This is a genomic window from Acinetobacter sp. ANC 5414 (assembly GCF_013004295.1).
Lineage (GTDB): Bacteria > Pseudomonadota > Gammaproteobacteria > Pseudomonadales > Moraxellaceae > Acinetobacter.
In genome coordinates this window covers 177144-203727 of the sequence record NZ_JABERM010000033.1, presented here as the reverse complement: position 1 = coordinate 203727, position 26584 = coordinate 177144, and the positions used below count along the sequence as shown (strand labels likewise).

Here is a 26584-nt window from a genome sequence, read left to right as displayed (position 1 = left end):
AATACGCTTTTGCTTGAAAAAGCATCTGCCCTTAGAGGAATTCTCCCGTGCACGCACTAGAACAGAAAATCTTAAGTGAAGGTATCGTTCTATCTGATCAAGTTCTGAAAGTTGATGCTTTCTTGAATCATCAAATTGACCCTGTCTTGATGCAGCAAATTGGTAAGGAATTTGCTGCTCGTTTTAAAGATGCAGGGATCACGAAGATTATCACCATCGAAGCTTCTGGTATTGCCCCAGCAGTAATGGCAGGTTTAGAACTTGGCGTGCCTGTGATCTTTGCACGTAAATATCAATCTTTAACTTTAAAAGATGATTTATATCGCTCTAAAGTTTTCTCTTTCACTAAACAGATTGAAAGTACCATTGCGATTTCAAACAAGCACATCAACTCTAGCGATAAAGCATTAGTCATTGATGACTTCTTGGCAAATGGTCAAGCTGCTTTAGGTCTTGCTGATTTAATTCATCAGGCAAAAGCTGAAGTTGTGGGTATTGGTATTGTGATTGAAAAATCTTTCCAGCCAGGCCGCCAATTGTTACTGGATAAAGGTTACCGTGTTGAATCTTTAGCACGTGTTAAATCTTTGGAAAATGGTACGGTTGAATTTGTCCGTGACTAAAATTTCAACTGAATTTAAAAAGAGCGCTTAGGTGCTCTTTTTTATTTCGTCTGTCTAATTACATCAATTAAAAATATATAAAGCTCGACTACAGCTCAGTCTAACTTCTTATCCATTATCCCAAACTTGATCATAGATGAATGGATTACTCTTCCGTTCTAGCCTATTAAACTTTTGAAATGATTATTTCCATGAACTAAGTGGCATTACTATCCGACGAATAAACAACAATTTATGCTGATGTTATTATAAAATAAAGAGGTCTAACTATCTGCCAATAGTTAGACCTGTGTTCACCTTGAAAAAGAGTCTATTTAACAGTCACAGTGATACTACCGCTATTCACAGCACCGATAGCGGTAGTTGTGATGCTATTGTTAATAGCAGTTTGAGTTCCTTCTGAAATAGCATTTACAGATGCATCAATAGTACCTGCATTATAAGCAATGTTCGCTACACTATAATTGCTTAAAGTTTTATTGATTTCCTCACTATAGTTGGTACTCAGTGTTGAATTCACAACTTCCGAGATATCTGAACTATTCGCAACCTCTGATAGCTCATCTACATTTTCATAATTATTAATTGCACTAGTTACCTCAGCATATGAATAGTCTGAAGTTCCATCTGATACGTCTGATACTACCTTATTGAAGCTGCCCTGTTCGATACTTATACTACCTGTATTCGCAGCACCAATCGCTGTAGTCTCAACAGTACCTTCAATTGAACTAATGGCGTCTGGTACTTCTCTTGTTGCTTCTGCAAGTGCTTGTAAATCGACGCTTGCATCAACATCACCTGTATTCACTGCAAGATTCAAAGCAGAACCATTTTCAACCTGCTGAGAAATAGAATCCAGGGTAGCTTGCAAACCAGTGTCTACCTCCACATCCGTATCTTCCTGAGCATACGCCATCCCTGTGCCGGACAGAAAGGCGACGGATAAAGCGATTGTTTTGATCGTGTTTTTCATTGTTGTTCTTCCTACTCTTGTTTTGAAGTACCTCTCGCTAAGTACTTCTTCTGATAATGGGAGCGAGCCCATTTTCAAATACTTTTAATCACGTTGGGTACTAGACCAGTAATTTTCTACCACCTCAGGATTGACATCCCATAGCATGGCTGTCTTTTCATTTTCTTGTTCTTTGTCAGCTTTTTCTTGAGTATCTTTTTCTTCATTCTTTTCATTTGAAGAAGATGAACGCTGCTTCTTGCTGATATATTTAATTAAGTCCTGTTTACTCATTTCAGGCTCCGCTTCAGGATTTTGAATCACCTCAGATTCTTTCTGTTTAGGCGGCTTAGTATCTTTACTTGGGGAGTTGGTTGACTTATTTTTTTCATTGGATGAATCTGCTTGGCGTGAAGCTGACTCCTGAACAGCGCTGCTTGAGTCTGTACTATTTTGTTGCTGGCTTTTCTTGTATTTATGCAGCGCAACAGAACTGCGGGTTAAATTTAAACGGCCAAATTCAGGGGGTATTTCCGCACGGCAACTTTCAAAAACTGCTGGTGGGACAACCTGACTGAGTAATTCAAATGTGGCCAGATTCAACATTTGGCGCAAGGCAAAGTTAGTTGCCTCCCGTTCTCCTTTTCCAATCTGAATGTTCAATAATGTACGACCAGCGAATCGGCCTGCACTCAAGCCATAATCCTGTGCAGCAATTTGCTTCTGCAATGAAACATTACCTACGACTTTACTGCTGCGGGTATCGGTCAAAGATAAATCCAAACCAACCATAATACGGGTTTGACTATAATTTGGACCGACACCGGCAATCTGCATGTCAAAACCACCACCCGGAATAAAATCCAGACTATTAATACTGCCTGTTACATAATAATCAGAGGCCTGAATTTGTCTTGGATCACGAATACCCCACTTGGCTTCGCTTTCGATAATACGGGGATCACGCCGGTTCATTAAGCTCACCCCAGCCTGAAATAAGGCAGATTGCACCATATCTCCAGCACCTTGGGTCACCATTTTGCCGCTACCACCATTGGTGACTACATCTTTACCAGTTTGATCCAGAATCGCACCCACGGAAAAACTCACATCACTACGTAATTGCCCTTTTAGGCAGGATAAAGCCATATCAAAAGGGGTAAAAATATCGGTAATTGGGGGACCTTGTACCAGGCTAACTGGCTTCTTGTTTGAGGGTGCTAAACCTGTGCAGCCTGTTAAAAAAGAACTGAAAAGGACGGTGACACTCACGAAAGATATATTTCTTCTGGTCAAGGAGAAATTCAGCATAGTGACTCTCCTGATTGAGTACTTAAATTAAGACAGCGCTGAGGATTTTGATTGGTATTTGAATTGACAGGTGCTTCATTCAGCAACTCACTCGAAATATCGATATTGTTGTCTGTACCCTCTACATTGATATTGTTGGTCGGTGTATTTACCGTACCTATGGAGGTAGTTGAGGTGCTATGAATGGTGGTTTTACCTAATCCGGAATAATAGTCTGACTCCTTGAGCTCAATCAGATTCGCTTGGACTAAATTCTCATTGGAACGGTTACTTGATGCTTTCCAGCGCTGACTCCACTCATCAGATGTTGCATAAGCGTTGCTCAGAAAACATAAACAAAATAAACCAACATTAATCACTGATATTCTCATAATTTTTAACGCCCTTTGATCTAAGATGTTTATTGTTTAATTTATCTAATAAATATTAAATCACATAAAAAAAATAAAATGCGAAATTTATCACTATTTAGTTATTTTCTGTTTCCAATATAAAAAATATATTATTGTTTTAATTATGATTTTTTTATTTGTTATTTATTTGTGAATTGTAAGAAATCATGATGTAATAAAATTTAAAATTTAAAATTCACATAAATAATTTAATTAAACTAATATATTTTTTATATCAAAAAATAGTGAAAGTTTCCGTTAAGAAAGACCAAACTTGCAAACCGCTGCAGTTTTATGAAGCTGTAAACTTTGATTTTATTAGAAGCCTTATTTAAATGCGATAAATATCACACTTTATTAAAAATACAATTAACCAATCACAATTAATATTGTTTGTAAAAAAATTCTGCCATAAATGTGGATTTTTGCGAGCATCATATGCCAGATAGGAAGTTATACGGTACCTTCGCTTAAGGCTCTGCCTGCTTCACCAGTACAATTAAGAAGCATAAATATATGAGCAATGGAGCATGTCTATGTTTTGAATTGTGAATATTCAGAGAGGACCGGAGTTAGATGATGAAGTAACTTTAAAAAAGAGTAAATTTTAAGAATGATTGGAAAATAATTTTCTTTCAGGAGCAGCTCTTTACTCTATATGCGACGAATACAGTTAGAAATATTGCTAAAAATCCCTTTATTTATAAGTCATAATTTTTATATTTTTCTTACTATTCAATTCATAAACAGTCAACAAAATAAAGAAAAAATGATTATGCCTTATCTCGATTCCTCCTATTAAAGCTGCGTATTTACAACTCAGATAAACTTCTATGACTTTGTTTCAACTAGAATCAAGTTGGCATGAAATGTTCCTGACATCTCCAATGAGAAGATACATACTGCTGTGCCTCGATGCACTGAACATTATCTTGATAAAGAAAGTCAGATCTAAACTTTATTTCAAGATAAGCAAATATAAATAGCGGATGGAAAAATCTATGCAATGTCCTAAATGTGGATCTTCGGAAGTTGAGAAACGAGATCATGAGAAAAACATCAAGACAATAAGCGGAATCCTTCTTACTTCTGCTGGGGCAACTGCAGGAACAGTCGGTGGGGCGGCAACTGGCGCATCCGCTGGGGCAGCGATTGGCGCTGTCGCTGGACCATTAGGGGTTATTTTCGGTGGAACCGTGGGGACTTTTGTCGGAGCAATTGCCGTAGGGGTTACTGGGGGTATTTTAGGTAATATCTTCGGGAAAAAAGCCGGTGTGATTATCGATAAAAATGTGTTCTTAGATTACAAATGCCTAAAGTGCAATCATCGCTTTAAAGAAAAAGTATAACGATTCAACTCTTAAATTTTATCCTGTAATTAAAAAAGACCATTCATTTTAAAATGGTCTTTTTATTTTTTATATATCGATAAAAATTCTATTTAGAAAGTCACCTATTTAAGTGTCCTTTCCACTTTAGACAATTATGAGTTTGCTTGGAGTTTCTTAACCACATCGCCCAAACGTTTGCCCTGCTCTTCACACAAGACTTTTTCATCTTGGCTTAAGCCCAAATCGTGGCGTGGACCACTGACATGGCTTGCACCATACGGCGTACCACCCGATTTAGTATTGGATAACGCTGGATTGGCATTCGGTAGTCCCATAATCATCATGCCATGATGGAACAAAGGTGGAAGCATGCTCAGCAAGGTACTTTCCTGCCCGCCATGCATAGAACCCGATGAGGTAAATACACAGGCAGGTTTTTGGTGTAAAGCCCCATTCAGCCAGAGACTTGTAGTCTGGTCCCAAAAATACTTCATCTCAGATGCCATATTGCCAAAACGTGTTGGCGAACCCAAAGCCAAGCCTGAACAATTCGCCAAATCATCTAAAGTACAATAAATATCGCCTTCGTCAGGAATACTTGGCTCAGCTTCTTTGACCACTGTTGATAAATTTGGAACAGTGCGAATTTTTACAGCCATACCTGCAGATTCAATACCATTGGCAATTAAATGTGCCATTTCTTTAGTCGAACCATATTTGCTGTAATATAAAACAAGGACATAAGACTGCATAATTTTTATAAACGAAGCTAAAAATGAAAACTATACGGTATTTTTCCCATTTTTTGGTTAAGCTTGGTCATGAAAATTCATAAAGATGATTAAAAAAATTGAGACTTTATACCTATGTTAGAAAAGTATTTAAAAAAACTTCCTTTTTATAATGAGACTTGGTTTCAGTTTGTTTTATTTGTCATAAGACGTTTTGAAGCAGATCGTTGTCGTGAACAGGCAGGTTCACTGACCTATACCACGCTATTTGCAGTTGTTCCCATGCTGACCGTTTTCCTGGTCATCATTTCTTCCATTAAAGCGCTTGAGCCGGCAAGGCAACAATTACAACAACTGATTTATAGTCATTTCTTACCCAGATCCACGATTGCTTTTGACAAAGCCTTTAATGCCTTTACCGATAAATCCAGCAATCTAACCATTATTGGGATTTTATTTCTGTTTATCACCACGGTGATGATGCTGACCAGTATTGAAACCGTTTTTAATCGCATTTGGCGAGTCCGGGAAACCCGGGGCGGCATTATTGGTTTTATGCGTTATTGGACCATTATTTCACTCGGTCCAATTCTTTTAGGTAGCGCATTCGCTATTTCCTCTACCGTAGCCTCGCTAAATGTGCTGAGCAATAATTTTGCCGGCTACGAGTTAAATGGTGAGTTTATCTTTTGGTGTATTTCCTTTGTCTTGACCATTCTGGGTTTTTTCATTTTAAATTGGACTATTCCTAATCGGGCTGTTCCCATCAAGGCGGCTTTGATTGCAGGGACATTCAGTACGGTGGTATTTGAATTATTAAAAAATCTGTTTGGCGTGATCATGTCCAATTTCACCAGTTATGAAATTGTCTATGGTGCTTTTGCTGCCGTGCCGATTTTCCTGTTATGGATTTTCCTGTCCTGGAATATCGTGTTATTAGGGGTTGAAATCAGTTATGCCCTGACTGCATTTCATTCAGGGAAGGATCGCAAACGCCATCCGATGATCATGCTCTTAGACTTGCTGGAATTGTTTTATCAGAAGCAACAGAAAGGCGAAAGTGTCTCTGATGAAGAAGCATTAGAGGTCTTGGGTCGTGGCGAAATTGGTCGTTGGCCTTCTTATGTGCTGATGCTTGAGAAACAAAACCTGGTCAAACGTACCGACAATGACGAATTTGTTCTAGCGCGCAATTTGGCTCAAGTCGATTTCTGGAGTTTTTATACCCAGTTACCTTATCCACTTCCACGCCGTCAAGATATGGGCAAGATTTATCCTGAAGATGTATGGATGCAAAAACTGGGTCCTGCACTGATTGAAGCAGATGACTATCTGGCAGCAAAATTGGCCATCCCCTTATCCAAAATTCTGGAAGAGAAATAGCACGCTATTTCTCTCACCGCACTTAGTCTCAAGAAAATTTCCCCGAGATAAAAATATCTCGCCTTCCTCGGTAAAAGAGGAAGGAACATGAATCAGACTTAAATTTCCGAAGTGTTCTTCCAGCACATCATTGCCCCGAAAGTGACTAAGCATGTCCCGATCCAAAAGGTGAGATTGGGTGTTGCATCCAAAATCAGCATCGACATAAAGGAAGATAAAATTGGCATAAAATAGGTGGCGAGAATCAGCAGCTTGATATTGCCGAACTGCAAACTCTGGTTCCAGTTGCTATAGGCAATCCCCACCAAACCACCTGTCATTGCAATCAATAACCACATACTCAGCTGTGGAAAAATAAAAGCCTCATCCAGAATAAAATGAATGCACCATAAAGCGATTGCCGTCACCAGAAAAAATAGCGGCACCGCATTTTTCCCTTGGGCATATTTTTTGGTCAGTACGCTATAACATGGCCAAAGTAGTGCCCCCAAAAATGCAAAAAAATAGGCAATCGGGTTTTGTCGCAGTATTTGCAGAAATTGATACCAATTCAAAATGTCTGGATTAACCACCAGCAATAATCCAAGCACAGAAACAATAAATCCTAAAATCACCGGCCAACGATAATTCAGCTGCTTCGCCAGTATTGAAAAGACAATGGTTAACGGTGGCCATAAATAATTGATCATCGCAATAATCAACACCTGATCATGATTTTGTGACAAGGCAATCGAAACCAAAAATAAAATTTCATAAGCCACAAATAAAGCGCCACAGCCCCACACATAAGCTTTCGACATTTGCTTAAAATGCGGCAGTCCATTAAACCCTAAAATAGCCATTGCACTAAAACTATAAATCAGTGCAATCGCTGAAACAGCACTCAAAGATTCAGTAATCAGTTTAACCACGGCAACCAGACTTGCCCAAATCAAGATAGATGAGAAGCCTATCAGGGTGGCTTTATTGAACGCTTTCATGCGTTGCTATTTTTCAGCTTCAACCAGCCCTGTAAACTTACGATCAACACCCCCATCATCACCATGACTGTGCCAATAATAAAATTCATTTCGATGCTTTCATTCAACAACCACACACCAAACAGCATGCCAAACAACGGTGTTAAAAATGAAAATACGCCTAATCGTGAAGCCAAATAGCTTTTCAGCAACCAGAACCAGATCAGATAACTGGCAAATGAAATAACGATACTATGAAAAATCAAACTACTCATGGCAAGCGTTGTCCAATGAATAGTCGCTTGCCCCAACATGAAAGTTAAAGGCAACAGGAACACAAAACCACCTGCCAATTGATAAAATAAAGTCTGGGTTGCTGGTGCATCGGAAAGCTTGCTTAAGCGGACGGCAATTGTGGTTGCAGCCCAGAGTATGCCTGCCAATAAAGCGAGAAAATCCCCAAACAACATTTGCGATAGATCGTGCCCTGAACTGCCATCGCGTCCAACAAACGTTACTACGATGCCTAAAAATGCGATAAAAATACCGCTCCACTGCAAAACAGATAATCGTTCCGAAGGCAATTTCCAATGCAGACCTAAAGCCACAAAAATAGGTGCGGTATAAAGCAGAACAACGGCATGCGAAGCAGAAGTAAATCGAATGGCTTGAGCAAGCATAAAGAACTCAGCTGCAAATAATAAAGCCACGACTAAACCAGGATACAAATAATCTTTGCTCCACAGTGAGTTCCCTTCCGCAAGCTTGATCAGTGGATAGACCATTAAGGCGGAAAGGCCTGATCGCAAGGCAACTTGCATTAAAGCAGAAATATCTGGAGCCGCCATTTTCAAGACGACTTGCTGTAAGCCCCAAAGAATACACAAGCCCAACATGATGGTCGATGCTTGTACATCCAGTGCCTTGCGTTCTATCACTATTGTTCCTTGAAACTTACCGTATTTTTTACGCGTCCAAAGATACGCTAAACCCCTCAACTTTGAAATTGCAGAGAATCTAAAAAAGTATTCAGCGTCATATCTATTTAAAAAAAAGGACTGCCAAAGCAGTCCTTTTTTTTGATTCAAAGCTTAAGCCTGAACAAAGGTTTTCCAGACAAAATCCTGACTTTGACCATGTAAAGTCATGGTGAGTTGATCTCCTGCTTTTAATGCAGCCACACCTGCAGGTGTACCGGTCATCACCACATCACCCGGTTCTAAAGTAAAGACCTGACTGATGTCTGCAAGCAAAGTGGCAATGTCAAAAATCAGTAAAGAAGTATCACCTTTTTGACGTAGCTCATCATTAACATGAAAAGAGTAATGCACATCTTTCCAGTCTTTAATTTCAGAAAGCTCGACCCAGTCTGCCAAGATACATGAACCATCAAAGGCTTTGGCACGTTCCCAAGGCTGACCTTTCTTTTTTAAGTCATCTTGTAAATCACGTAGCGTCAAGTCCAAACCTAAAGTGACTGCACCGACTGCTTGCAAGGCTTTGACTAGGTCGGTTTCTGCTTTTAAAGTGCGGTCGATACGCAAGCTTAATTCACATTCATAGTGGCAATTGCCCCAAGCCGGGTTCCATGAAATACCTTGTTCTAAACCGATCAAGCTACTTGGCGGCTTAATAAATAAAACTGGACGATCAGGAATAGCATTACCTAATTCTTTGGCATGGTCTGCATAGCTACGACCGACACAGACAATTTTAGATGGACGTGTACTCATGATCTTCCCTTTTATTTCACTTTTAAATATTTTAAAACTTACTTTTTGAATGTATTTTCAAATACGGTCTGATCCGCAGATTGCTCAAAAGCACGTTTTGGTACAATAATGACCGTACGATTTTTTAATTCAATCATATAGGTCAGCTTGCCTATGGCAAAGTTTTGTACTTCGCTGTAGTTGAAAATTTGCTTACGGCCATTGGCATAAATTTCTGCATAATTTTGAAATAATTCGATGCCTTGTTCACTTTTGCCAAATTGGTATTTTACAAATTGACGTTTAAACATCATCGGTAAAAACCAGTAACGCATAATCAATTGTAAAACTAAAAAGAAAGCCCCCAACGCCACATAATAGCGCCCCACACCATTAAAGCCGAGATAAAACCCCCAGACGATAATCCCGATACTCACCAGTGGCGTAATAAAGCGAGTGAGTTGCTTTTTACCAAAAGTCGCAAGGGCAAAACCATCTTGTGATTCTTCCAGATTTAAGGAATAACGTAGCGATACCGCCGGCTTGGTCTCTGACATAATTGATCATCAAATTATTACAACAATTGCGCTAGATATTACACCAGATTCAGCCTTTTCCTTATTGTTTTTGCCGGCCTAAATTACATAAGTTTGCTTCACAATTGCTGGTAAATTGATTAAAACATCAGCATTCACTGATAAAAAGCATAAACAGGATGTGATATGCGAAACAATAAAAACAAATGCAGTCTACTGATTCTGTGCTGTCTGATTGGCACGCAGACTTCGGCTAAAATATTCCATGGAAAGAACAGATTCCCAGTAGCTTAAGTGTATTTCAAGGCAAGGCTCAGCCGCTGGCAGACTTAACTGCAAATTGTATTTTGATTTATGCCCATCCCGCACAGGCAATTACTTTACCGACCTTTAAAAATCCGCAAAGCATGAGCGGCAAATTTTATACCGGTGCAGTGGTTGTACCGAGCAATAGCCAGAATGTAGCGCGGCTTTTAATGAATTACAGCCACTATAACGGCCTATTTCCAACCTTAAAATCTGCAAAAGTACTGGAGCAACAAGGCAATATTACCCAGATGAAATATCAGGTGCATATTCCTACCCCAATTCCGATCTTGAACTTTAAAGAAAATGTGGTGATGCAGCATCATTTAACGGCCAACAGTATTTCCACCCTTGTTCTGGATGCGCCCATTCCTTACGGCGCGGGCAAAATTGAATGGTTTGACTTGGGCAATAACAGGACTTTAATTACCGTTACTCAGTGGGGCGACTTAAACCATCCCAAAGGCTTTTTATTTAGTACCATTTTAAATGCCCTTCCTGAAGCCAAACTTGGTATTCCCTCAGGTACCAACGCTTTTTTATTAGAAGCCTTGCAACAACACTTTAAAACACCAAGTTACCAAACCTTAAAAGCTGGAGAATTACCTGAAACATCATTAAATTCGAGCCAGGTTCAAAAAATTGCCACACTGAGCAAGCTGTCCCAGGAACCGGTTTCTTTCATCTTGCCATCCAATAAAGTGCCTTATCCACACGGTTTGGAAAGCTTGCGTTTTACGAGCAGTTATCAATATTTCGCCAAAAGCCCGCAACACATGCAACGCTGGCTCAGTGCTCCTGCTTATCAGGAACTTTTTCCGCGCCAGATTAAAGACATCGACATCAAAAAAATTGATCCCAACACTTTTGATGCAGACTACAAAATTTCAGTCGGATTGGGCATGATCAATATTCCCTTCGATTTTAAGCTGCGCTTTGATTATCCCAACAGTTCAGAAAATCAGTTTGATGCGGTAGGTGGAGATTTGCAGTTTGTCAGAGGTGGAATGCAGCTGATTCCGCAAGGCAACGGAACATTATTAAATGTCACCAGTGCCATGAAAATCCATGACAAAGCACCATTTCTACTTCGGGCGATGCGCAGTATGCCTTATCACGATATATTACCGGCAATTGGTGGCAATACCTTGCTGGCCTTAAAGATCAAACAACGCATGAAATAATGATGTAATGGTTTTGAATTATTCTAGGCACAAAAAAACCGCAATTAAGCGGTTTCTTCCATTTTTACATCTGTCGATGTGATCAAGTTGGTGCGCTCAGAGAGATTCGAACTCCCGACCCCTTAGTTCGTAGCCAAGTGCTCTATCCAGCTGAGCTATGAGCGCGACGTCTTGATGTGGTGCATTATACGCGTTTTTAACGCTCTGTTAAGTGCTTTTTAACAAATCCGTAATCAAGTGGACAGTTATTGGGCAAAATTGAATTTTTCAGCTATTTTTTAAACGAAAATACCCAATTTAGATATTTTCAGCACATTTTTCCCCAAAAGTTGATCTTGAAAACCAGCAACAAGCACTGAAAATACATCAATGCTCTAGATGATCACACTCAAGAAACTTATTTAATTGGTAGAGAAAGATGTGAAGCCATTTAGATATCACCTGTAGTTCTAGAATATTCAGAACTACAGGAAAATATGCATATAATTTTATAAATATATTTATGGCAATAAAGAGAATTTTTTAATTTTCTCCTTTTTTTCTTGATAGGCTTGGGTATCAGCCACAATTAATTGTTCTCTTAAATCTTTATACTCTTCCCAATGAAATGGTGGAATTGTATTTGGCGGATAAGGTTTTTGTTTATTACTTGAGGCATATACTTCATTTCCACAAATAAAATCACATGCAGCTTTTGCACCTAATGCAAATAGTGCGGCTTTCTTTTCATCCGACATATTGAAGTCAAGAATACCAAATGTATCTGATTCATTATGCTTAATTTTTCCTAGGGCGTGTCATCAATTAAGCCATATCATGATTGAGGCAAGGTAGATCGCTGACAGGAAGTTTTGAGCCAATTTATCATAGCGCGTAGCAATACCTCGATACTGCTTGAGCTTGGCGAAGAAGTTCTCGATCAGATGTCTTGCCTTATAAAGATGTGGGTCATAATCACGCTGATCAATCGCGTTACTTTTGGACGGCATCACGATCTGACCATTGATCTTATGGATTGGATCAATCACCCGATTCTTGGAATTGTAGGCTTTATCCATGAGCCAAGTCTGACTTAACGATAAGTCCAGCAGCACATCAGCACCATTTAAGTCATGAGCCTGCCCGGCAGTGAGATAAAATCCTGTTGGGTTGCCTAAAGCATCAGTACGGGCATGAATTTTGGTACTTAAGCCACCTTTACTGCGTCCGATTGCCTGTTCTTTTTTTTTCCGGCACTGTGTTGATGAGCGCGCACAATGGTTGAGTCCAGCATGGCATATTCATTATCACTTTCGTGTGATAGCACTTCAAAAAATTTCTGCCATACGCCTGCTTTAGCCCAACGGCTAAAGCGAGTGTGCACGACTCTAAAATCCCCAAAGCGTTCTGGTAAGTCTCGCCACGGAATACCTGAACGATACCGATATAATACTGCTTCAACAAATAGCCTGTTGTTTTTGGCAGTTACTCCAACAGTACTCGCTCGTCCGGGCAACAGATCCTTAATCTGTTCCCACTGATCATCTCTTAATGCATAGCGTTTAGTCATGAAAAAATAATGAGGACAGGTTAGATTTTCTCAAGCTAATTGATGACAGGCCCTAGTATTCTTCTCAAAATATTATTCGATTTATTTTTATTATTGGGTACATACTTTTGTGAAGTGTCTATATATGTAATCAATTGTTTGTAATCATCATTATTAAGCAAAAAAGTATAATCATTGGTATGAATAGTCGTTTTGACAAGTGCGGTTAAATAGTCGGATATACTGTCTACTGTTGAAGCTTTTTTCCTACTAATATCAAGTTTGACTCCAAATGTAGGACATAATGGAATGCTGTCCCGAGAGTGAAAAACATCAATTGGAAAGTTAGAAATCACACCGCCATCAACAAGATAAGCAACTTCAGGAGGATTCCCTTCAAAACCAGTCAATACCTGCCAAAACTCTTCACGCTTTTCAGGTATCTTGTTGATTCGAACAGGTTCAAAAAACAACGGAACGGACATAGAAGCCCTGACATAGTGTTTAGGATGAGTTTCTAGGGGATTCTTCCAATATAAATACCCCATTTGAGGAAAAATAATTTTACTTTCAGTTGTAATATCTGATGCAATAATAGCCAATTCATTAGTTTTAAAACTATTTTCAAAGCGTATCTGATCAAGAACAGGGTATTTTCTTTTGCTCATTTCTCTGATTTTTAAATTTTTATTTTCTAATTTTTTAAAAAGTTGAGCTGTTGTTGAAACATTATGCTGATTTAAAATCCCTTCTAACCAGTTTTCAAAATACCGGCCCGGGTTGATCCCCAGTTTATTTTTGCTAAATTTCCCCAGACCTAAAAGACCGACCAGTTTTGGAAACATAGCAAAAAATGGAGAATCTTTTTGTTCAATATCAGCGGTTAACTCTTTTGCCAAAACACCACCATCAACAAAATGTTTTAAATCCATCTGATTAAAAATAGCAAGCAGCTCTTCACTTTTGGTATCCGATGATTGCCCTAAAGCTGCAAGCACGATTGCATTGATTGCACCAGCTGAAGTCCCAGCCAGGTTGAGAAAACGAATACCTGCCTGTTCAAGTGTGTAGGTATAACCGATTAACGCAAGTCCCCATACCACACCTCCCTCTAATACCAAATCAATATATTGGTTGCCTTGGGGATCGGTAATATCCGAGATTGGCTGCGCCGTAATTTTATTTCGAATTGAATTGATATAGCCATTTTGGCCATGAATGTCTTGATTATCTTTGATTAACGCAAGTAGAGCCATATTTAAACCCTCACTCTTATAATTTCTCGGATGTAATTTTTTTGAATTAATAAACTAAACCTAAATATAAAAAATCTCTATGTTTGAAACTCTTTCTGACAAATGCAGTAAGACATATTTTTAAAAATATTTAAGCAGCTTTAAGGGGAAGCTATAACTAAATTTCAGAAACAAAAAAACCGCAACATGTGCGGTTTTTTCCATTTTTACATCTGCCGATGTGTTCAAGTTGGTGCGCTCAGAGAGATTCGAACTCCCGACCCCTTAGTTCGTAGCCAAGTGCTCTATCCAGCTGAGCTATGAGCGCGTACTTGAGTTGCTTTTCAGCATTCGTTACATTTACGTTTAACTTGATTGGTGCGCTCAGAGAGATTCGAACTCCCGACCCCTTAGTTCGTAGCCAAGTGCTCTATCCAGCTGAGCTATGAGCGCATTTCAAGTTATTCGTGGCGGTGAGAGAGGGATTCGAACCCTCGGTGGGCTTTAAGACCCACGCTCCCTTAGCAGGGGAGTACCTTCAGCCACTCGGCCACCTCACCGTAACGAGCCGCCATAATACAAACTAAACTCTACTACTTCAAGTCACATTTCAAAAAATTCTGATATTTTTAATCAATCATCTATTTTTTAAACGATTTCCACCCTTATTGAGCCCCTTTCCCGCTTTTTTCGACAGTTGCTCGTGTGAAATGTGCAGCTTCACTGTAAAATTGGAATTGAAAACACAATATTGCAATCATTTTCGTGCAGTATCATGCTGCATGACTTATGCTAATCCTATCTTCTGACATGAAGCCAAAGACATTATGAAAAATTGGGTCGACCCTGAAGCTAAGGCTGAAGCCGAACGTTATGACAATCCTATTCCAAGCCGTATTCTCATTTCAGAAACGATTGAAAAATTACAAGCACCACAATCTCATGCAGATTTAGTGGAATACTTTAATATTGCAGATGAAAGAAGTATAGAAGCACTCAGCCATCGTTTAAGTGCCATGGTACGCGATGGCCAGTTGATGAAAGATGGATTTAAGTTCCTGCTCGCAACCAGCCAGCCGACTCATGAAGCAACCGTATACATCAACTCGAAAGGTTTAGGTAGCGCGAATATTTCAGGTCATGATGACATTTTATTGCCTGAACGTGAACTGCGTTTAGTCTTTAATGGTGACCGCGTTAAAGTGCGTCAGACTTCTGTCGACCGTAAAGGTAAAGCTTGGGGCTTTATTACTGAAGTCGTGCAGCATCGTGTAAAACAGATTATTGGTAAAGTGGCAATTTACGATGGTGAATACTTTATTCAACCTGCAAATCCAAATGCACACCAACCGATTACCTTAGAAAAAGAACTGATTGAACATGCCCAAGTCAAAGTCGGTGATTCTGTTCGTGTAGCCATTGATGACTACCCGACCCGTGAAGAGTTACCTACAGGACACATCGTGCAATCGATGGCGGACAAAGCCGACACTGAAATCATTATTCCACAAACCATTTTAGAATTTGGTTTGCCGTATGAGTTTCCGGAAGAAGGAATTCGTGAAGCAGAAAGCTTTAAAGAACCAAATGAACAGGATCGCCAAGGTCGTATCGATTTACGTGATTTAGCCTTAGTGACCATTGATGGTGAAGATGCGCGCGACTTTGATGATGCCGTGTATGCAGAAAAACGTCCAGGTGGCGGTTACCGTGTGGTGGTTGCGATTGCTGACGTCAGCCATTATGTGCGTAATGATCACCCGCTGGATGAGGAAGCCAAAGAACGGGGTACTTCGGTGTATTTCCCGCATTTTGTCTTGCCAATGTTGCCTGAAGCATTATCCAATGGTCTGTGCTCACTGAATCCACACGTCGACCGTCTATGTATGGTGTGTGATTTGACTTTATCCCGTGCAGGTAAAGTGACAGGCTTCCAGTTCTATCCATCGGTGATGCATTCAAAAGCACGCTTAACCTATACTCAGGTGGCGCAATATTTTGATGGCGAAAGCGATGCGATTCCTGAAGACCGCAGTGTGCACAAGTCATTGAATACCCTGTTCCAGCTCTATCAGACCCTCAAAGGTTTACGTGCCGAACGTCATGCGATGGAATTTGAAACCGTCGAAACCTACATGACTTTTGATGAGCTAGGCGGGATTAAAGAAATTCTGCCGCGTTCACGCAATGAAGCACACAAACTGATTGAAGAATGTATGTTGCTTGCCAATGTGGCAGCAGCAGAATATGCCTTGGAAAACGACATTCCAATGTTGTACCGTGTGCATGAGCCACCTGAATTTTCGCGTATCCAAAAAGTTCGTGAGTATGTGAAGTTGCTTGGCTTGCCATTCCCGGAACAGCCAACACAAAAAGATTACCAAGCGGTGATTGATGCGACTAAAGACCGTATTGATGCGCCAAGTATTCATGCGGTGCTGTTACGTTCAATGATGCAGGCCTATTACGGCGCAAGTAACGCCGGACATTTTGGTTTGGCTTATGATGCGTATACGCACTTCACCTCACCAATTCGTCGTTACCCTGACTTGTTGTTGCACCGTGCCATCAAAGCGCATTTAAAACAAAAGCCTTTTGCGCTTTCAGGTGCCGCTTTAGATGATGCCGGCGAGCATTTCTCTCAAACTGAACGCCGTGCTGATGAAGCATCCCGTTCTGTGACCACCTGGTTAAAATGTCACTATATACAGCAGCATTTAGGTGAAGAATTCGTAGGCATCATCAGTGCAGTCGCTGAATTTGGTTTATTCGTCACCCTCAAAGACTTATATGTCGATGGCATGATTCACGTTAGCCAATTGGGCGATGACTTCTTTGTTTATGATCAAGCCAGTCAAAGCTTGGTCGGTCAAAGTCGTGGTCAAACCTTTAGTCTGGGTGATGAAGTCAAAATTAAAGTGGCAGGCGTAAATCTGGAAGATCGCAAGATTGACTTTGAACTGTTGCAGCAAATGACCCATGCCGGCCGTGCGATTCGTAGCCGAGCACCGCGTGTTGCCAGAACTACAGCGAAAGAAGAGGTTTATAACCCTCGTGCCAAAGCCGTAGTCAGTGAAGATGGTGAACAGCCAATTCGCAAGAAAAAGCCAAAAACCAAGTCAGATACTTTTGCTAGAAAGTCAGATAAAAAGCCTGTAGCTAAATCGGATCTAAAAGCCAAAGATAAAGACAAAGTGAAGAAAAAGTCTAAGCCGAAAAAGAAAAAGGCCAATGCGAAACCTAAGATAGAGTAATTTTTAAAAATTAAGCCCTACTTCGGTAGGGCTTTTTTTATTGCTCAGTGAGATTCATAGCTATTTACCGACTAAAACAGGCATAGACCTTGATTTCCTCGTGCCTAAGCCCTACATCTACTATTAAGTTTATAAATGATATGGCGTATAGAAATGACTTTAGAAAAGGCGACTTTGCCTGTTCCACGATTTAATCAAATTCAACTTGCAGATTTAAAACAACAGATTGAACAAGCCATTCAACAAGGACAAAATTTTTTAAATAATTTAACTGAAGTCCCTGACAATATTCAGGCACAACAGGCTGTATTAGACCAAGTCGATACCCTCGAAAATAATATGAGTGAATCCTGGGGTGTGCTGTCACATCTCAATGCAGTAATGAACAACGCAGAAACCCGCGAGCTCTATCAATCCCTGCTTCCTGCTTTAAGTGAATACTATACCCAACTGGGTCAACACACGGTGTTGTATCAAACCTATCAACATGTACATGATGCGCCCCAGTTTAATACCTTGCCTGCAGCACACCAAAGTGCGATCAAACTGGCACTACGTGACTTTAAACTTTCAGGTGTGGCTTTAGAAGGCGAAGCAAAAACACGTTATGCGGAAATTTCTGCACGTTTATCTCAGCTTTCATCCGACTTCTCCAATCATGTGCTTGATGCAACCCAAGCCTACTTCAAACCACTGACTGAAGAGCAACTCAAAGGCTTGCCGCAAAGCAGCATCGATCTACTCAAACAATATGGTCAGCAACGTGAACTTGAGCAGCCAGTTGCCACTTTAGATATTCCCTCTTATCTTGCAATCATGACCTATGCAGATGATCGTGCCTTACGTGAGGAGCTGTATAAAGCCTATACCACACGTGCCTCAGATCAGTCTGAACATACAGAATTTGATAACACCAAAATTATCGAAGAAATTTTAAGCCTACGTCATGAAATGGCACAGCTGTTAGGCTTTAAGAACTATGCCGAGCTTTCACTGGCCAGCAAAATGGCGCCTGATGTCGAAACTGTCGATAAATTTCTGGTCGACTTGGCTGAACATGCCCGTGCGCCTGCAACGCAAGAAATTGCCGAACTCAAGGCCATCGCATCTCAAGACGGCATTCAGGATTTACAGCCTTGGGATACCGGCTACTATTCTGAAAAGCTTAAAGTTCAGCAGTTCAATTTGTCTCAAGAATCATTAAAGCCCTACTTCCCTGCACCAAAAATTCTGCAAGGCTTGTTCAGTATTGTGAACCGTCTTTACGGCATCAACATTGTGGAACGAGAAGCTCCGGTTTGGCATCCCGATGCTCATTATTTTGAACTGGAAGATCAAGGCACTGTGGTTGGCGGTTTTTACTTTGATCTGTACGCACGCAGTGGCAAACGTGGTGGCGCATGGATGAGTGGTTTCCGTTCACGTATGCAAACTAAAAATGGCTTACAAAAACCGATTTGCTACATGGTGTGTAACTTCACTCCTGCAGTCGGTGATCAACCGGCACTGCTCACCCATGATGAAGTAAATACCTTATTCCATGAATTTGGTCATGGCTTGCATCACATGCTGACCGAAGTCGACCATATTGCAGTAGCAGGAACACACGGCGTCGATTGGGATGCTGTCGAACTGCCAAGTCAATTTATGGAATTCTGGACCTGGGATACCGAAAGTCTGGACCTGCTCAGTGAACACATCGAAACCAAACAGCATCTTCCGCAAGATTTACTTAAATCTTTACTCGATGCACGTTTCTTCCAATCTGGTATGCAAACTTTGCGTCAGATCGAATTTGCCTTGTTTGACTTGTCCATTCACAAGCACAGTTCCGCTTTAAGTGCAGAACAGGTCCAAGCCACCTTGGATGATATTCGTCAAAAATATGCAGTAGCACCAACGGCAAGTTATAACCGTTTCCAGCATAGTTTTAGCCATATTTTTGCTGGAGGCTATGCCGCAGGTTATTACTCTTACAAATGGGCCGAAGTTTTGGCCAGTGATGCCTTTGATCGTTTCGAACAAGAAGGAATTTTTAATGTTCAGACAGGAAAAGAATTTCGTCAATTTATTCTAGCAGTTGGCGGAAAAGATACAGCACTTGATGCGTTTATCAATTTCCGCGGACGCGAGCCAAAAATAGATGCGTTATTACGTCATCAAGGTTGGACGAACCCCGTTAAAAACGCTTAAACTAGGCGTCTTAGATTGATCAGAAGGTAAGTAAGATGGCTATTAAACGTCGTTTCATTGCAGGTGCAAAATGTCCTAAATGTGAAGCGCTAGATAGAGTGGTCATGCTTACCTCTGGCGAAGATGAATGGATTGAATGTGTCGAATGCGATTATACGGAAAACCGCCCGACGCATATTGATGAACCACAAATGCCGGAAGTACCGGATGAAATTGGCGTCATTCAATTCAAACCTCGTCAGCCAAAATAAAAACAGGTTCGATACATGACGTTAGATCAAAGAAATAGCCCAAAACTTTTATTGGGCATTACTGGGGGCTTGGTTGCAATCATTGTGCTTTTTTTGGCATATCAATGGTTTTTTGCAACATCAAATGAAGTACTTCCTGAACATGAAGGAAGCAGCTTAAATACACCGGCAAAGCCTGCGGCTTCTGCTGAAGCTAAACCGACTGAACCCGAAGTTGCGACAGATGAAAAAACCATTCAATTGGTCGATGAAAAAATTCTGAAAGCAGCCGTTCCAGAAAATGAATCATTAGCCAAAGAAGAAGTCGCTAAACTGGAAGATATTCAGGCCCAATTGAAGGATCAGGAAGCCATGTTGAAAGCACAACATGCAGATGCCGACGACTTAGTTGCACTAAAAGAAGAGCAAATTAAATTACTTGAAGCTCAACTGGCTCAAAAACAATAATTTTATAATTGTCGATTCAGCTAAAATATCAGCAAATGTTCTAGCTGATTCTTTTCATGCCTATAGCTACAAGCAATCACAATTTATTTAAAGCACTTGCTTTACTCACCTGCTCTGCTTTTCTGTTTTCCCTGATGGGTGTCTGTATTCGTTATGCATCGCATACGGTCGACAATCCCACTATTGTCTTTTTCCGAAATGCTGTCGGATTATTCATTTTCCTTCCTCTCATTTTCAAGCAAGGGGCAGGATTTTTTAAGACTGAAAAAATCTGGATGCATAGCTGGCGTGCAGTCATTGGGCTGATTGCGATGTATGGCTTCTTCTATGCCATTGCTCACTTAAAACTGTCCAATGCCATGGTGTTTACCTACTCGTCCCCGATTTTTATTCCGTTGATTGCCTGGCTATTCCTCAAAGAAAAAATCACCAACGCCATGTTTCTTGCTGCAGCGATTGGTTTAATCGGTGTGATATTTGTCGCCAAGCCGGATGCCGGTATGTTTAATCAAATGTCAGTGATTGGACTGGGTGCAAGCTTCTTGGCTGCCATGGCATTTGTCACGGTTCGAGCACTGACCAGTACCGAGTCACCTGAAAAAATCGTGTTTTATTTCTGCTTTATCGGCACACTTATTTCCATGATTCCGATGTTTTGGCTGTGGCGTCCTTATTCATGGACTGAACTCGGTTTCCTGATTTGTGCAGGTTTACTGGCGAATATCAGTCAAATATTCATGTCGAATGCGTATAAACTTGCACCTACTGGGCAGATTGGACCGGTGAATTATATTGCAATTATCTTTGCCGGCATCTGGGGTTTCATGTTTTGGCAAGAAACACTGGATCAATATAGTTTGATGGGTTTTGCACTGATTCTTACAGCGATTGTGCTATGTAGCCCTTTAGTACAAAAACGCTCAACGCAATAAGCAAAAATAACTTGCCATCAAAAAAAGCACCCGAAGGTGCTTTTTTCTTATCACTTAAAACTATTGATACCAATCAAACAACCTAAAAATATACGGTGCATAGGTCACGATCAGCAATGATGGGAACAGCACCATAATTGGTAATAGCCAGCGCTCATAACGGTAATAGAACTTGGTATATTTCACTTTGGCTTCTGCATCGGCCGCTCGAACCTCATCATCTCCCACAGACATTCGCGTCAAGAGATGATTCAGGGCAACTGGCGGTGTGACATAACCCAATTCAAATGCAACCAGTACAATCATCCAGAAATGAATTGGATGGATACCATTTTCATAGGCCACTGGCGCAATGGTTGCAGCAACCAGAATCACCGCACCAAATGGGTCTGTAGTCATGCCAATAATGGCCAGTAACAAAGCAATAAATGCCAGTGAAATATAGATATTACCCAAATGCGTTGGCAACAATTCCACTACTTCACTACGTTCAATCAGACCACCCACACTTGCAGACAAAGCCATTAAGATAATGAGTGCACCAATATGTCCAACGGTTTCTGCCGAAGCAAACCACAGTGAATGACCAAAACCTCGCGATTTTTCTCCCGGATGCGGCGTATGTTCGCGCATAAAGGTCGATTGCTTTTCATGTTCCAAGGCCAAAGCGGCATGTCGATCTGGTGGTGTCGCAAAACGGTCGCCCCACCATTTATCAAACATAATATAAGCAATCAAAATAATTGGCAGAATCACAGGTGCTGTGAATTCATCCATTTTGGTGTCTAAACCATATTTATATAAAGCAATCACAATAATGGTAATCACGATATAAGGAATCACCGGAACAATGGCTTTCAACATGCCGGGAACCGCAATTTTCGGTGAATTGACACGGAAACGCGTTTCAGCCAGATATAACGATACCCCAAGGAAAATAAACGCAGTCAGCCAGAAAACATAGAGACCATGATTAAACAGTTCGTCAGAAGTCACATGACGACTATCCAGCATCGAGATCAAGATCACCAATAGACATGGACGAATCACCACACCTAGTGAGCCTGACATTGCAGAGACAGCTAAAGCATATTGACGACGAGAACCCGAGTTCCACACTTCCTTATAAATGATCGCACCTGCGGCAACAACGAAAATCCCTGAAGCACCGGTATAGGCGGTTGGAATCGCAGCAGCAATCAAAATTAGCCAGGTCAGCGTTTCAGGTGCAAGGTTCCACGGACGTAAAATCCCGAGGAATAAATCCATAACACGGGTTTGGGTCAGCAACATCCCAGCCCAGATAAACAGTGCGAGGTTTAAGAAGATGCCTGAGAATTCAACCAGAATTCCGAGGTAAATCCCTTGCCCCATTGGATAATCCATGACAAAGGTAAAGACAATCCCGGTCAGTAATGCCATGTAGGCATATAAAGGCACACTCAGTAAAGCTAAGCCGAAATTACCTCTGCCTTCCTGTTTGGCTGCAGGTGGCTTAATGAGCTGGAGTAAACTGATCAAGGTCAGGGTAATAAACAGGAAAATCCACAGCCAGTAAACAGTCAATGTTTCATAAGTAGAGGTCACACCTGAATTGATGATTGAATGATATTGACTGAGCACAGATGATGCCAGCAAACCATTACCGAGCATCATCAACAGCGCATAGACTCGATAATCCAGTTTGGTGGTTGGAGCACGCAAACCAATATGATGAAACTTCACTGATGCAGTAATCGCAGCAACGACAACCATCAATAATAAAATGATGACCCGGTTTTCAGTCCCAAATTTAAAAATACCAAAGAACGATGTTTCAAGCGTACGGTAAGCTCTAATTGTTGAATGCTCATCCATATATTGCATGGCTTTGTCATAGAACTGGTACTTTTCTTCGCATTGTTGTTGCCCCGCCAATACTGAAGCACGTACGTCTGCTTCCGATGTGGTACCAAAAATATCGGCAAATTCATCATTGGCATTGGATTTCATTTGCTGCTGGACTTGCGCATCTACATCTGGATGACGGTCACAAGTGGGCGTTGTTGGCTCTGCACGTAAAAAGGAATATTGCATGCCAATTTCTTCATTGCCATACAAACGCTCTCCCATACGTAACAACTGACCATGAATCATCTCACCGGTACCGATGATGAGCGTTAGCAAAAGTAGTAATAGAATGACAAAAGTCGAAATCCACTCCGTCCATATATAACGTAACAGACCTAATCCTGATCTATTATTTTCATCATTTTGCATGTGCATTCCTATTTTTTATCTTGGTCATTGCAACGGGTTCAGCAATACCAACTTTCCTTTTTTGAATAGAAAATACCCTTTCTCTATTCAATCTCTTTATTGTTATGAATAAATTTGCATCAATTTTGTATGAATAAAAATGACAATATGCATTTTCTTTTATGTTTTAAATGTCAATCTCATCACTATTCAAAGAAATAATCCCATAAAATATAAAACATTGCGATAATGACTCCCCCAATTACCCCTAATAAATGTGACTCAACCAATACCGGGCTGCCAATCAGTTCAGCCGTTCCTACACTGCCGATGGTATTTTCCCAAATCAATTTGGCCAGAATAAGAAACAAGACAAACGCTGCGAAATTTCGCTCTTTTTTATACAGCAAATGTACGCAGGCAACTGTGACATAAGCGCCGTGCAAGACTCCAGATAACCCTGCATAGGCTTCAATATCAGGAAAGAAATAGTAGAAACACAGACTAATAAATAATGGAAGTAACAGCAGCAAAGCAACAAAATGCCAAACTTTTACCCGGGGAAAAATGAAAGGTAAACAGGCAAAAGCCAGCATGTTCAGCGCATAATGGATCCATCCTACATGTACCCAATGCCCGGTCCATATCCGCCAAAATTCTTTAAAAAAGCCTGCTTGCCAATAAATAAATGAATCTGAAAAAACTTGAAGGCATGCCGAAAATGACACCACTATTGCAATAAAAACAATTTTTCGCGTGAGAAATTGGTCTTTCATTGACATGCCCTCTGTTTAAAAATGACTTATCAAAGATTAAAATCATCCATTCAGGCCAATTAAAATCCTCTTTTAACTGAACTCAACTTAGGATTGAGCCGTGACCTCTTCGCTAAATAAATCATCTAATTCTGCGGTGTTGTCTTCATCATCCCAGAAGCGCTGCATCCCCTCATCGCTGGTACGAATACCGGTATGTTCTGTCCAATAACGGTCTGAAATACTCTGTACCATATTTTTTGACATGCTATCGACCAGCTTAAACTGGGGATTCACAGGTTTTTCTTCTGTACGTGAAGCGGCAAATGTTTTGAGTGCCTCACGAATTTTGGCATCATCACCACTGGCTTGCGCAGCAACGGCATATAAGGCATGTGACAGGCGCACCCCTTTTTGCTCACCCAATTGCACGGATTCTTTTAAGGTTTGATACGGATCAGGTTTACCATCACCTGCACCCGGCAATAGCGTCCAAATCACAGCACGGGCTGCATTGGGTGCACCCCAGAATTTGGCATTGTCCAAACATGTCATGCCACGTTCGACCACTGCCGCAATATCTTTTGGCACATTGATTGCACCGCCAGAATTAATGTCATTGGTCATGGCTTGCAAACCACTAATCATCCCCATCAAATAAACGGTTTGATCCAGGTCACTCTTCATTTTCGGACAGCCTTCGCCCAGTTTCTTGTTATATTTTGCTGCCCAACGATTTTCAAGCAGCTGGTAACCTGCATATTGACGCTGTGCTGCAATCGCTGCCCATCGTTTTTGTTCTATACGGGCATCTTGCGCTTCTGAAACTTGACCCGCTTTAGAGGCACGTAAATAACGCAACTCTGATTCGAGTGCCTGATTTTCAGCACAAATACCCGATGAAGCATATAAAAGAACGGCAATACGGGTTGGATCTGCGCCCATATCCTTAGTTGACATAATGGCTGGAGTTAAGGCATTCCCCGAATTACACGCCATATCAGCATCATCCATCGCTAAAATAGGCGGTACAATGTGTTTCTCACTAAAACCCAGTGCGACATTGGCCCCTGTTTTAACCACTTGAGAACAACCTGATAATAAAGAACTTGCAACTGCAACAACTGCCATACCCTGGCATATTTTTTGGACTCTCGACATTTTCCTGTCCTCTATAATTGTGTTTATGTCCATAGCAACTAAACATATCAGATGCGAAATCTGAATAAAAGAGTATTTACTCTAATCAGATCAGCTACTTTGCCATGAAATAAAGTTTGGAAAATTGACTGGATTGAATGAAGTTATAATTTTTGGGCAAAAAAAAGTAGCATTGCGACGGTTCGGCACATGCTACTTATCAAGGGGTCGAAGCCTAAGGGCTTTCATGTTGTGCAAATCGCTCCTTCAGCACAGTTCCTAGTCGTCCAATAACAATTGCCAAAACAATCGCTACCACCAGAAACATCCAAGTTGGAATCACCATCATGATTTCCTCATTTGCTGTTGGTAAATTTAATGTACATTTAGCGTAAATAATTAACAGGAAAAATTGTCTGACAATTGGAATATTTTGCAACTTTATATTAAAGTTGTCTTACAAAGATGAGTTTTAAATATTTATATTTTTGATTATTAATATTTTAATAATAAATTAAAATATACAATTGTCTAACAATTAGATCAATTTCGCCAATTTCTTTAATGCTTTCCACTGCTGTAATTGTAGTTGATCAATCCAAATCAGCAACGGTTTTTCCTGAAAATGCTGGAAATAAACCACAATATAAAGTTGATGGTCAATAATATGACTGATCGAAACGCGTTTAATCTGTTCAGATTTGACACTTGAAAGTGACCACTCTCGCGCTTCTAAATGTTCAAAGTAAATGGGTTGCGGTACTTTTAAACCATAGGCATAAGCCATCACACCCAGCAGCACACAAAGCAACCATAGCCATGGCACTAAGAGTTGCTGCAAAAGGACAATCACCAGTGTAAAAATGATCAACTGAAACACAAAGGCCAAGCGGCTGCGTTTCAGTTGAAAAGACAGATTAACCATGTACGTAGTGTTTCAGCTTAACAATCAGATCTTTCATTTCAGGACGTGGGGGTTCAGACACTTCCATAAACCAATCTAGTAAATCTGGATCTTCTTGTGCCACCAATTCAGCAAAAGTTTCTTTCTCAGCGGCATCGGCTTGTAAATAATGATTCTTAACATAGGGGTCAAAGTACACATCAATTTCTTTTAAACCACGACGGGCACGGTAAATTACTTTGCGTTCTTCCAAGCTCATTTCTTCACTCATAGTCTTCCCCAAT

23 protein-coding genes, 4 tRNA genes and 2 pseudogenes are annotated in these 26584 nt (G+C 40.6%); 9 read left to right on the top strand and 20 right to left on the bottom strand.

Annotated features, from left to right (window positions below; translation table 11 throughout):
• Positions 1–47: 47 nt before the first annotated feature.
• Positions 48–623, top strand: a complete 576-nt coding sequence (locus HLH18_RS15370) for a xanthine phosphoribosyltransferase (RefSeq protein ID WP_067723750.1) — start codon at positions 48–50, stop codon at positions 621–623.
• 310 nt (positions 624–933) lie between these two features.
• On the opposite strand, the gene HLH18_RS15365 is transcribed toward HLH18_RS15370, so the two are convergent.
• The 3 genes from HLH18_RS15365 to HLH18_RS15355 all read right to left on the bottom strand — a co-directional run bounded on the left by HLH18_RS15365 (position 934) and on the right by HLH18_RS15355 (position 3260).
• Positions 934–1599 carry a hypothetical protein gene (locus HLH18_RS15365; RefSeq protein ID WP_171547493.1) on the bottom strand — a complete coding sequence of 222 codons (666 nt, stop codon included), beginning with the start codon at positions 1597–1599 and terminating at the stop codon, positions 934–936.
• A gap of 84 nt (positions 1600–1683) precedes the next feature.
• A complete protein-coding gene (locus HLH18_RS15360; RefSeq protein WP_171547492.1) occupies positions 1684–2889 on the bottom strand; it encodes a CsgG/HfaB family protein in 1206 nt (401 codons plus the stop codon).
• The gene (locus HLH18_RS15355; RefSeq protein ID WP_171547491.1) at positions 2883–3260 is read right to left on the bottom strand and encodes a hypothetical protein; all 378 of its coding nucleotides are present in this window, start codon (positions 3258–3260) and stop codon (positions 2883–2885) included. Before HLH18_RS15355 ends, HLH18_RS15360 begins: the two co-directional genes overlap by 7 nt.
• Before the next feature lie 1010 nt (positions 3261–4270).
• Here HLH18_RS15355 and HLH18_RS15350 point away from each other — a divergent pair.
• A complete protein-coding gene (locus HLH18_RS15350) occupies positions 4271–4630 on the top strand; it encodes a hypothetical protein (RefSeq protein ID WP_131290876.1) in 360 nt (119 codons plus the stop codon).
• 134 nt (positions 4631–4764) lie between these two features.
• Here the strand turns inward: HLH18_RS15350 and wrbA are convergent, their stop codons facing one another.
• Positions 4765–5364, bottom strand: a complete 600-nt coding sequence (wrbA, locus tag HLH18_RS15345; RefSeq protein ID WP_171547490.1) for an NAD(P)H:quinone oxidoreductase — start codon at positions 5362–5364, stop codon at positions 4765–4767.
• Between the two features lie 114 nt (positions 5365–5478).
• Between wrbA and HLH18_RS15340 the strand changes: the two genes are divergently transcribed.
• A complete protein-coding gene (locus tag HLH18_RS15340; protein ID WP_171547489.1) occupies positions 5479–6726 on the top strand; it encodes a YihY family inner membrane protein in 1248 nt (415 codons plus the stop codon).
• A gap of 98 nt (positions 6727–6824) precedes the next feature.
• Here the strand turns inward: HLH18_RS15340 and yddG are convergent, their stop codons facing one another.
• The 4 genes from yddG to HLH18_RS15320 all read right to left on the bottom strand — a co-directional run bounded on the left by yddG (position 6825) and on the right by HLH18_RS15320 (position 9954).
• Entirely contained in the window at positions 6825–7706 is an 882-nt protein-coding gene (yddG, locus tag HLH18_RS15335) for an aromatic amino acid DMT transporter YddG (RefSeq protein ID WP_171547488.1), read from the bottom strand.
• The gene (locus HLH18_RS15330) at positions 7703–8581 is read right to left on the bottom strand and encodes a DMT family transporter (RefSeq protein WP_171547514.1); all 879 of its coding nucleotides are present in this window, start codon (positions 8579–8581) and stop codon (positions 7703–7705) included. The genes yddG and HLH18_RS15330 overlap by 4 nt, the downstream gene beginning before the upstream one ends.
• A gap of 195 nt (positions 8582–8776) precedes the next feature.
• Positions 8777–9418 (bottom strand): fumarylacetoacetate hydrolase family protein, encoded by a 642-nt coding sequence (locus tag HLH18_RS15325; RefSeq protein WP_171547487.1) that lies wholly within the window; start codon positions 9416–9418, stop codon positions 8777–8779.
• Between the two features lie 38 nt (positions 9419–9456).
• Positions 9457–9954: a YcxB family protein gene (locus HLH18_RS15320; protein WP_171547486.1), complete on the bottom strand. Its 498-nt coding sequence runs from the start codon at positions 9952–9954 to the stop codon at positions 9457–9459.
• Between the two features lie 165 nt (positions 9955–10119).
• Here HLH18_RS15320 and HLH18_RS15315 point away from each other — a divergent pair.
• Positions 10120–11423, top strand: a pseudogene (locus tag HLH18_RS15315) (SRPBCC family protein).
• An 88-nt stretch (positions 11424–11511) separates the two neighbouring features.
• Here the strand turns inward: HLH18_RS15315 and HLH18_RS15310 are convergent.
• The 7 genes and pseudogenes from HLH18_RS15310 to HLH18_RS15280 all read right to left on the bottom strand — a co-directional run bounded on the left by HLH18_RS15310 (position 11512) and on the right by HLH18_RS15280 (position 14746).
• A tRNA-Arg gene (locus tag HLH18_RS15310) sits at positions 11512–11588 on the bottom strand.
• A gap of 335 nt (positions 11589–11923) precedes the next feature.
• The gene (locus tag HLH18_RS15305; RefSeq protein WP_171547485.1) at positions 11924–12160 is read right to left on the bottom strand and encodes a hypothetical protein; all 237 of its coding nucleotides are present in this window, start codon (positions 12158–12160) and stop codon (positions 11924–11926) included.
• A gap of 63 nt (positions 12161–12223) precedes the next feature.
• Positions 12224–12972: pseudogene (locus tag HLH18_RS15300) on the bottom strand (IS5 family transposase).
• Positions 12973–13007: 35 nt separating this feature from the next.
• Positions 13008–14207 carry a patatin-like phospholipase family protein gene (locus HLH18_RS15295; protein WP_171547484.1) on the bottom strand — a complete coding sequence of 400 codons (1200 nt, stop codon included), beginning with the start codon at positions 14205–14207 and terminating at the stop codon, positions 13008–13010.
• Between the two features lie 230 nt (positions 14208–14437).
• Positions 14438–14514, bottom strand: a tRNA-Arg gene (locus tag HLH18_RS15290).
• Between the two features lie 48 nt (positions 14515–14562).
• Positions 14563–14639: transfer RNA gene (locus HLH18_RS15285), tRNA-Arg, on the bottom strand.
• A gap of 15 nt (positions 14640–14654) precedes the next feature.
• A tRNA-Ser gene (locus HLH18_RS15280) sits at positions 14655–14746 on the bottom strand.
• A gap of 267 nt (positions 14747–15013) precedes the next feature.
• Here HLH18_RS15280 and rnr point away from each other — a divergent pair.
• The 5 genes from rnr (at position 15014) to HLH18_RS15255 (ending at position 21263) form a co-directional block, all read left to right on the top strand.
• The gene (rnr, locus tag HLH18_RS15275) at positions 15014–17440 is read left to right on the top strand and encodes a ribonuclease R (protein WP_171547483.1); all 2427 of its coding nucleotides are present in this window, start codon (positions 15014–15016) and stop codon (positions 17438–17440) included.
• 138 nt (positions 17441–17578) lie between these two features.
• A complete protein-coding gene (locus tag HLH18_RS15270) occupies positions 17579–19633 on the top strand; it encodes a M3 family metallopeptidase (RefSeq protein ID WP_171547513.1) in 2055 nt (684 codons plus the stop codon).
• A 41-nt stretch (positions 19634–19674) separates the two neighbouring features.
• Positions 19675–19884, top strand: coding sequence for a YheV family putative zinc ribbon protein (locus tag HLH18_RS15265; RefSeq protein WP_171547512.1), 210 nt, complete (start codon positions 19675–19677; stop codon positions 19882–19884).
• A gap of 15 nt (positions 19885–19899) precedes the next feature.
• Entirely contained in the window at positions 19900–20331 is a 432-nt protein-coding gene (locus HLH18_RS15260; protein WP_171547482.1) for a hypothetical protein, read from the top strand.
• A gap of 56 nt (positions 20332–20387) precedes the next feature.
• On the top strand, positions 20388–21263 hold the full coding sequence (locus HLH18_RS15255) for a DMT family transporter (protein WP_171547481.1): 876 nt from the start codon (positions 20388–20390) through the stop codon (positions 21261–21263).
• 60 nt (positions 21264–21323) lie between these two features.
• Here the strand turns inward: HLH18_RS15255 and HLH18_RS15250 are convergent, their stop codons facing one another.
• The 5 genes from HLH18_RS15250 to HLH18_RS15230 form a co-directional block, all read right to left on the bottom strand.
• Positions 21324–23522, bottom strand: a complete 2199-nt coding sequence (locus HLH18_RS15250; protein ID WP_171547480.1) for a TRAP transporter large permease subunit — start codon at positions 23520–23522, stop codon at positions 21324–21326.
• Between the two features lie 185 nt (positions 23523–23707).
• A complete protein-coding gene (gene rrtA / locus HLH18_RS15245; RefSeq protein ID WP_171547479.1) occupies positions 23708–24277 on the bottom strand; it encodes a rhombosortase in 570 nt (189 codons plus the stop codon).
• 87 nt (positions 24278–24364) lie between these two features.
• Positions 24365–25417 carry a hypothetical protein gene (locus tag HLH18_RS15240; protein ID WP_171547478.1) on the bottom strand — a complete coding sequence of 351 codons (1053 nt, stop codon included), beginning with the start codon at positions 25415–25417 and terminating at the stop codon, positions 24365–24367.
• 517 nt (positions 25418–25934) lie between these two features.
• On the bottom strand, positions 25935–26321 hold the full coding sequence (locus tag HLH18_RS15235) for a hypothetical protein (protein ID WP_171547477.1): 387 nt from the start codon (positions 26319–26321) through the stop codon (positions 25935–25937).
• Entirely contained in the window at positions 26314–26571 is a 258-nt protein-coding gene (locus tag HLH18_RS15230) for an FAD assembly factor SdhE (RefSeq protein ID WP_131290841.1), read from the bottom strand. Before HLH18_RS15230 ends, HLH18_RS15235 begins: the two co-directional genes overlap by 8 nt.
• Between the last annotated feature and the right edge of the window lie 13 nt (positions 26572–26584).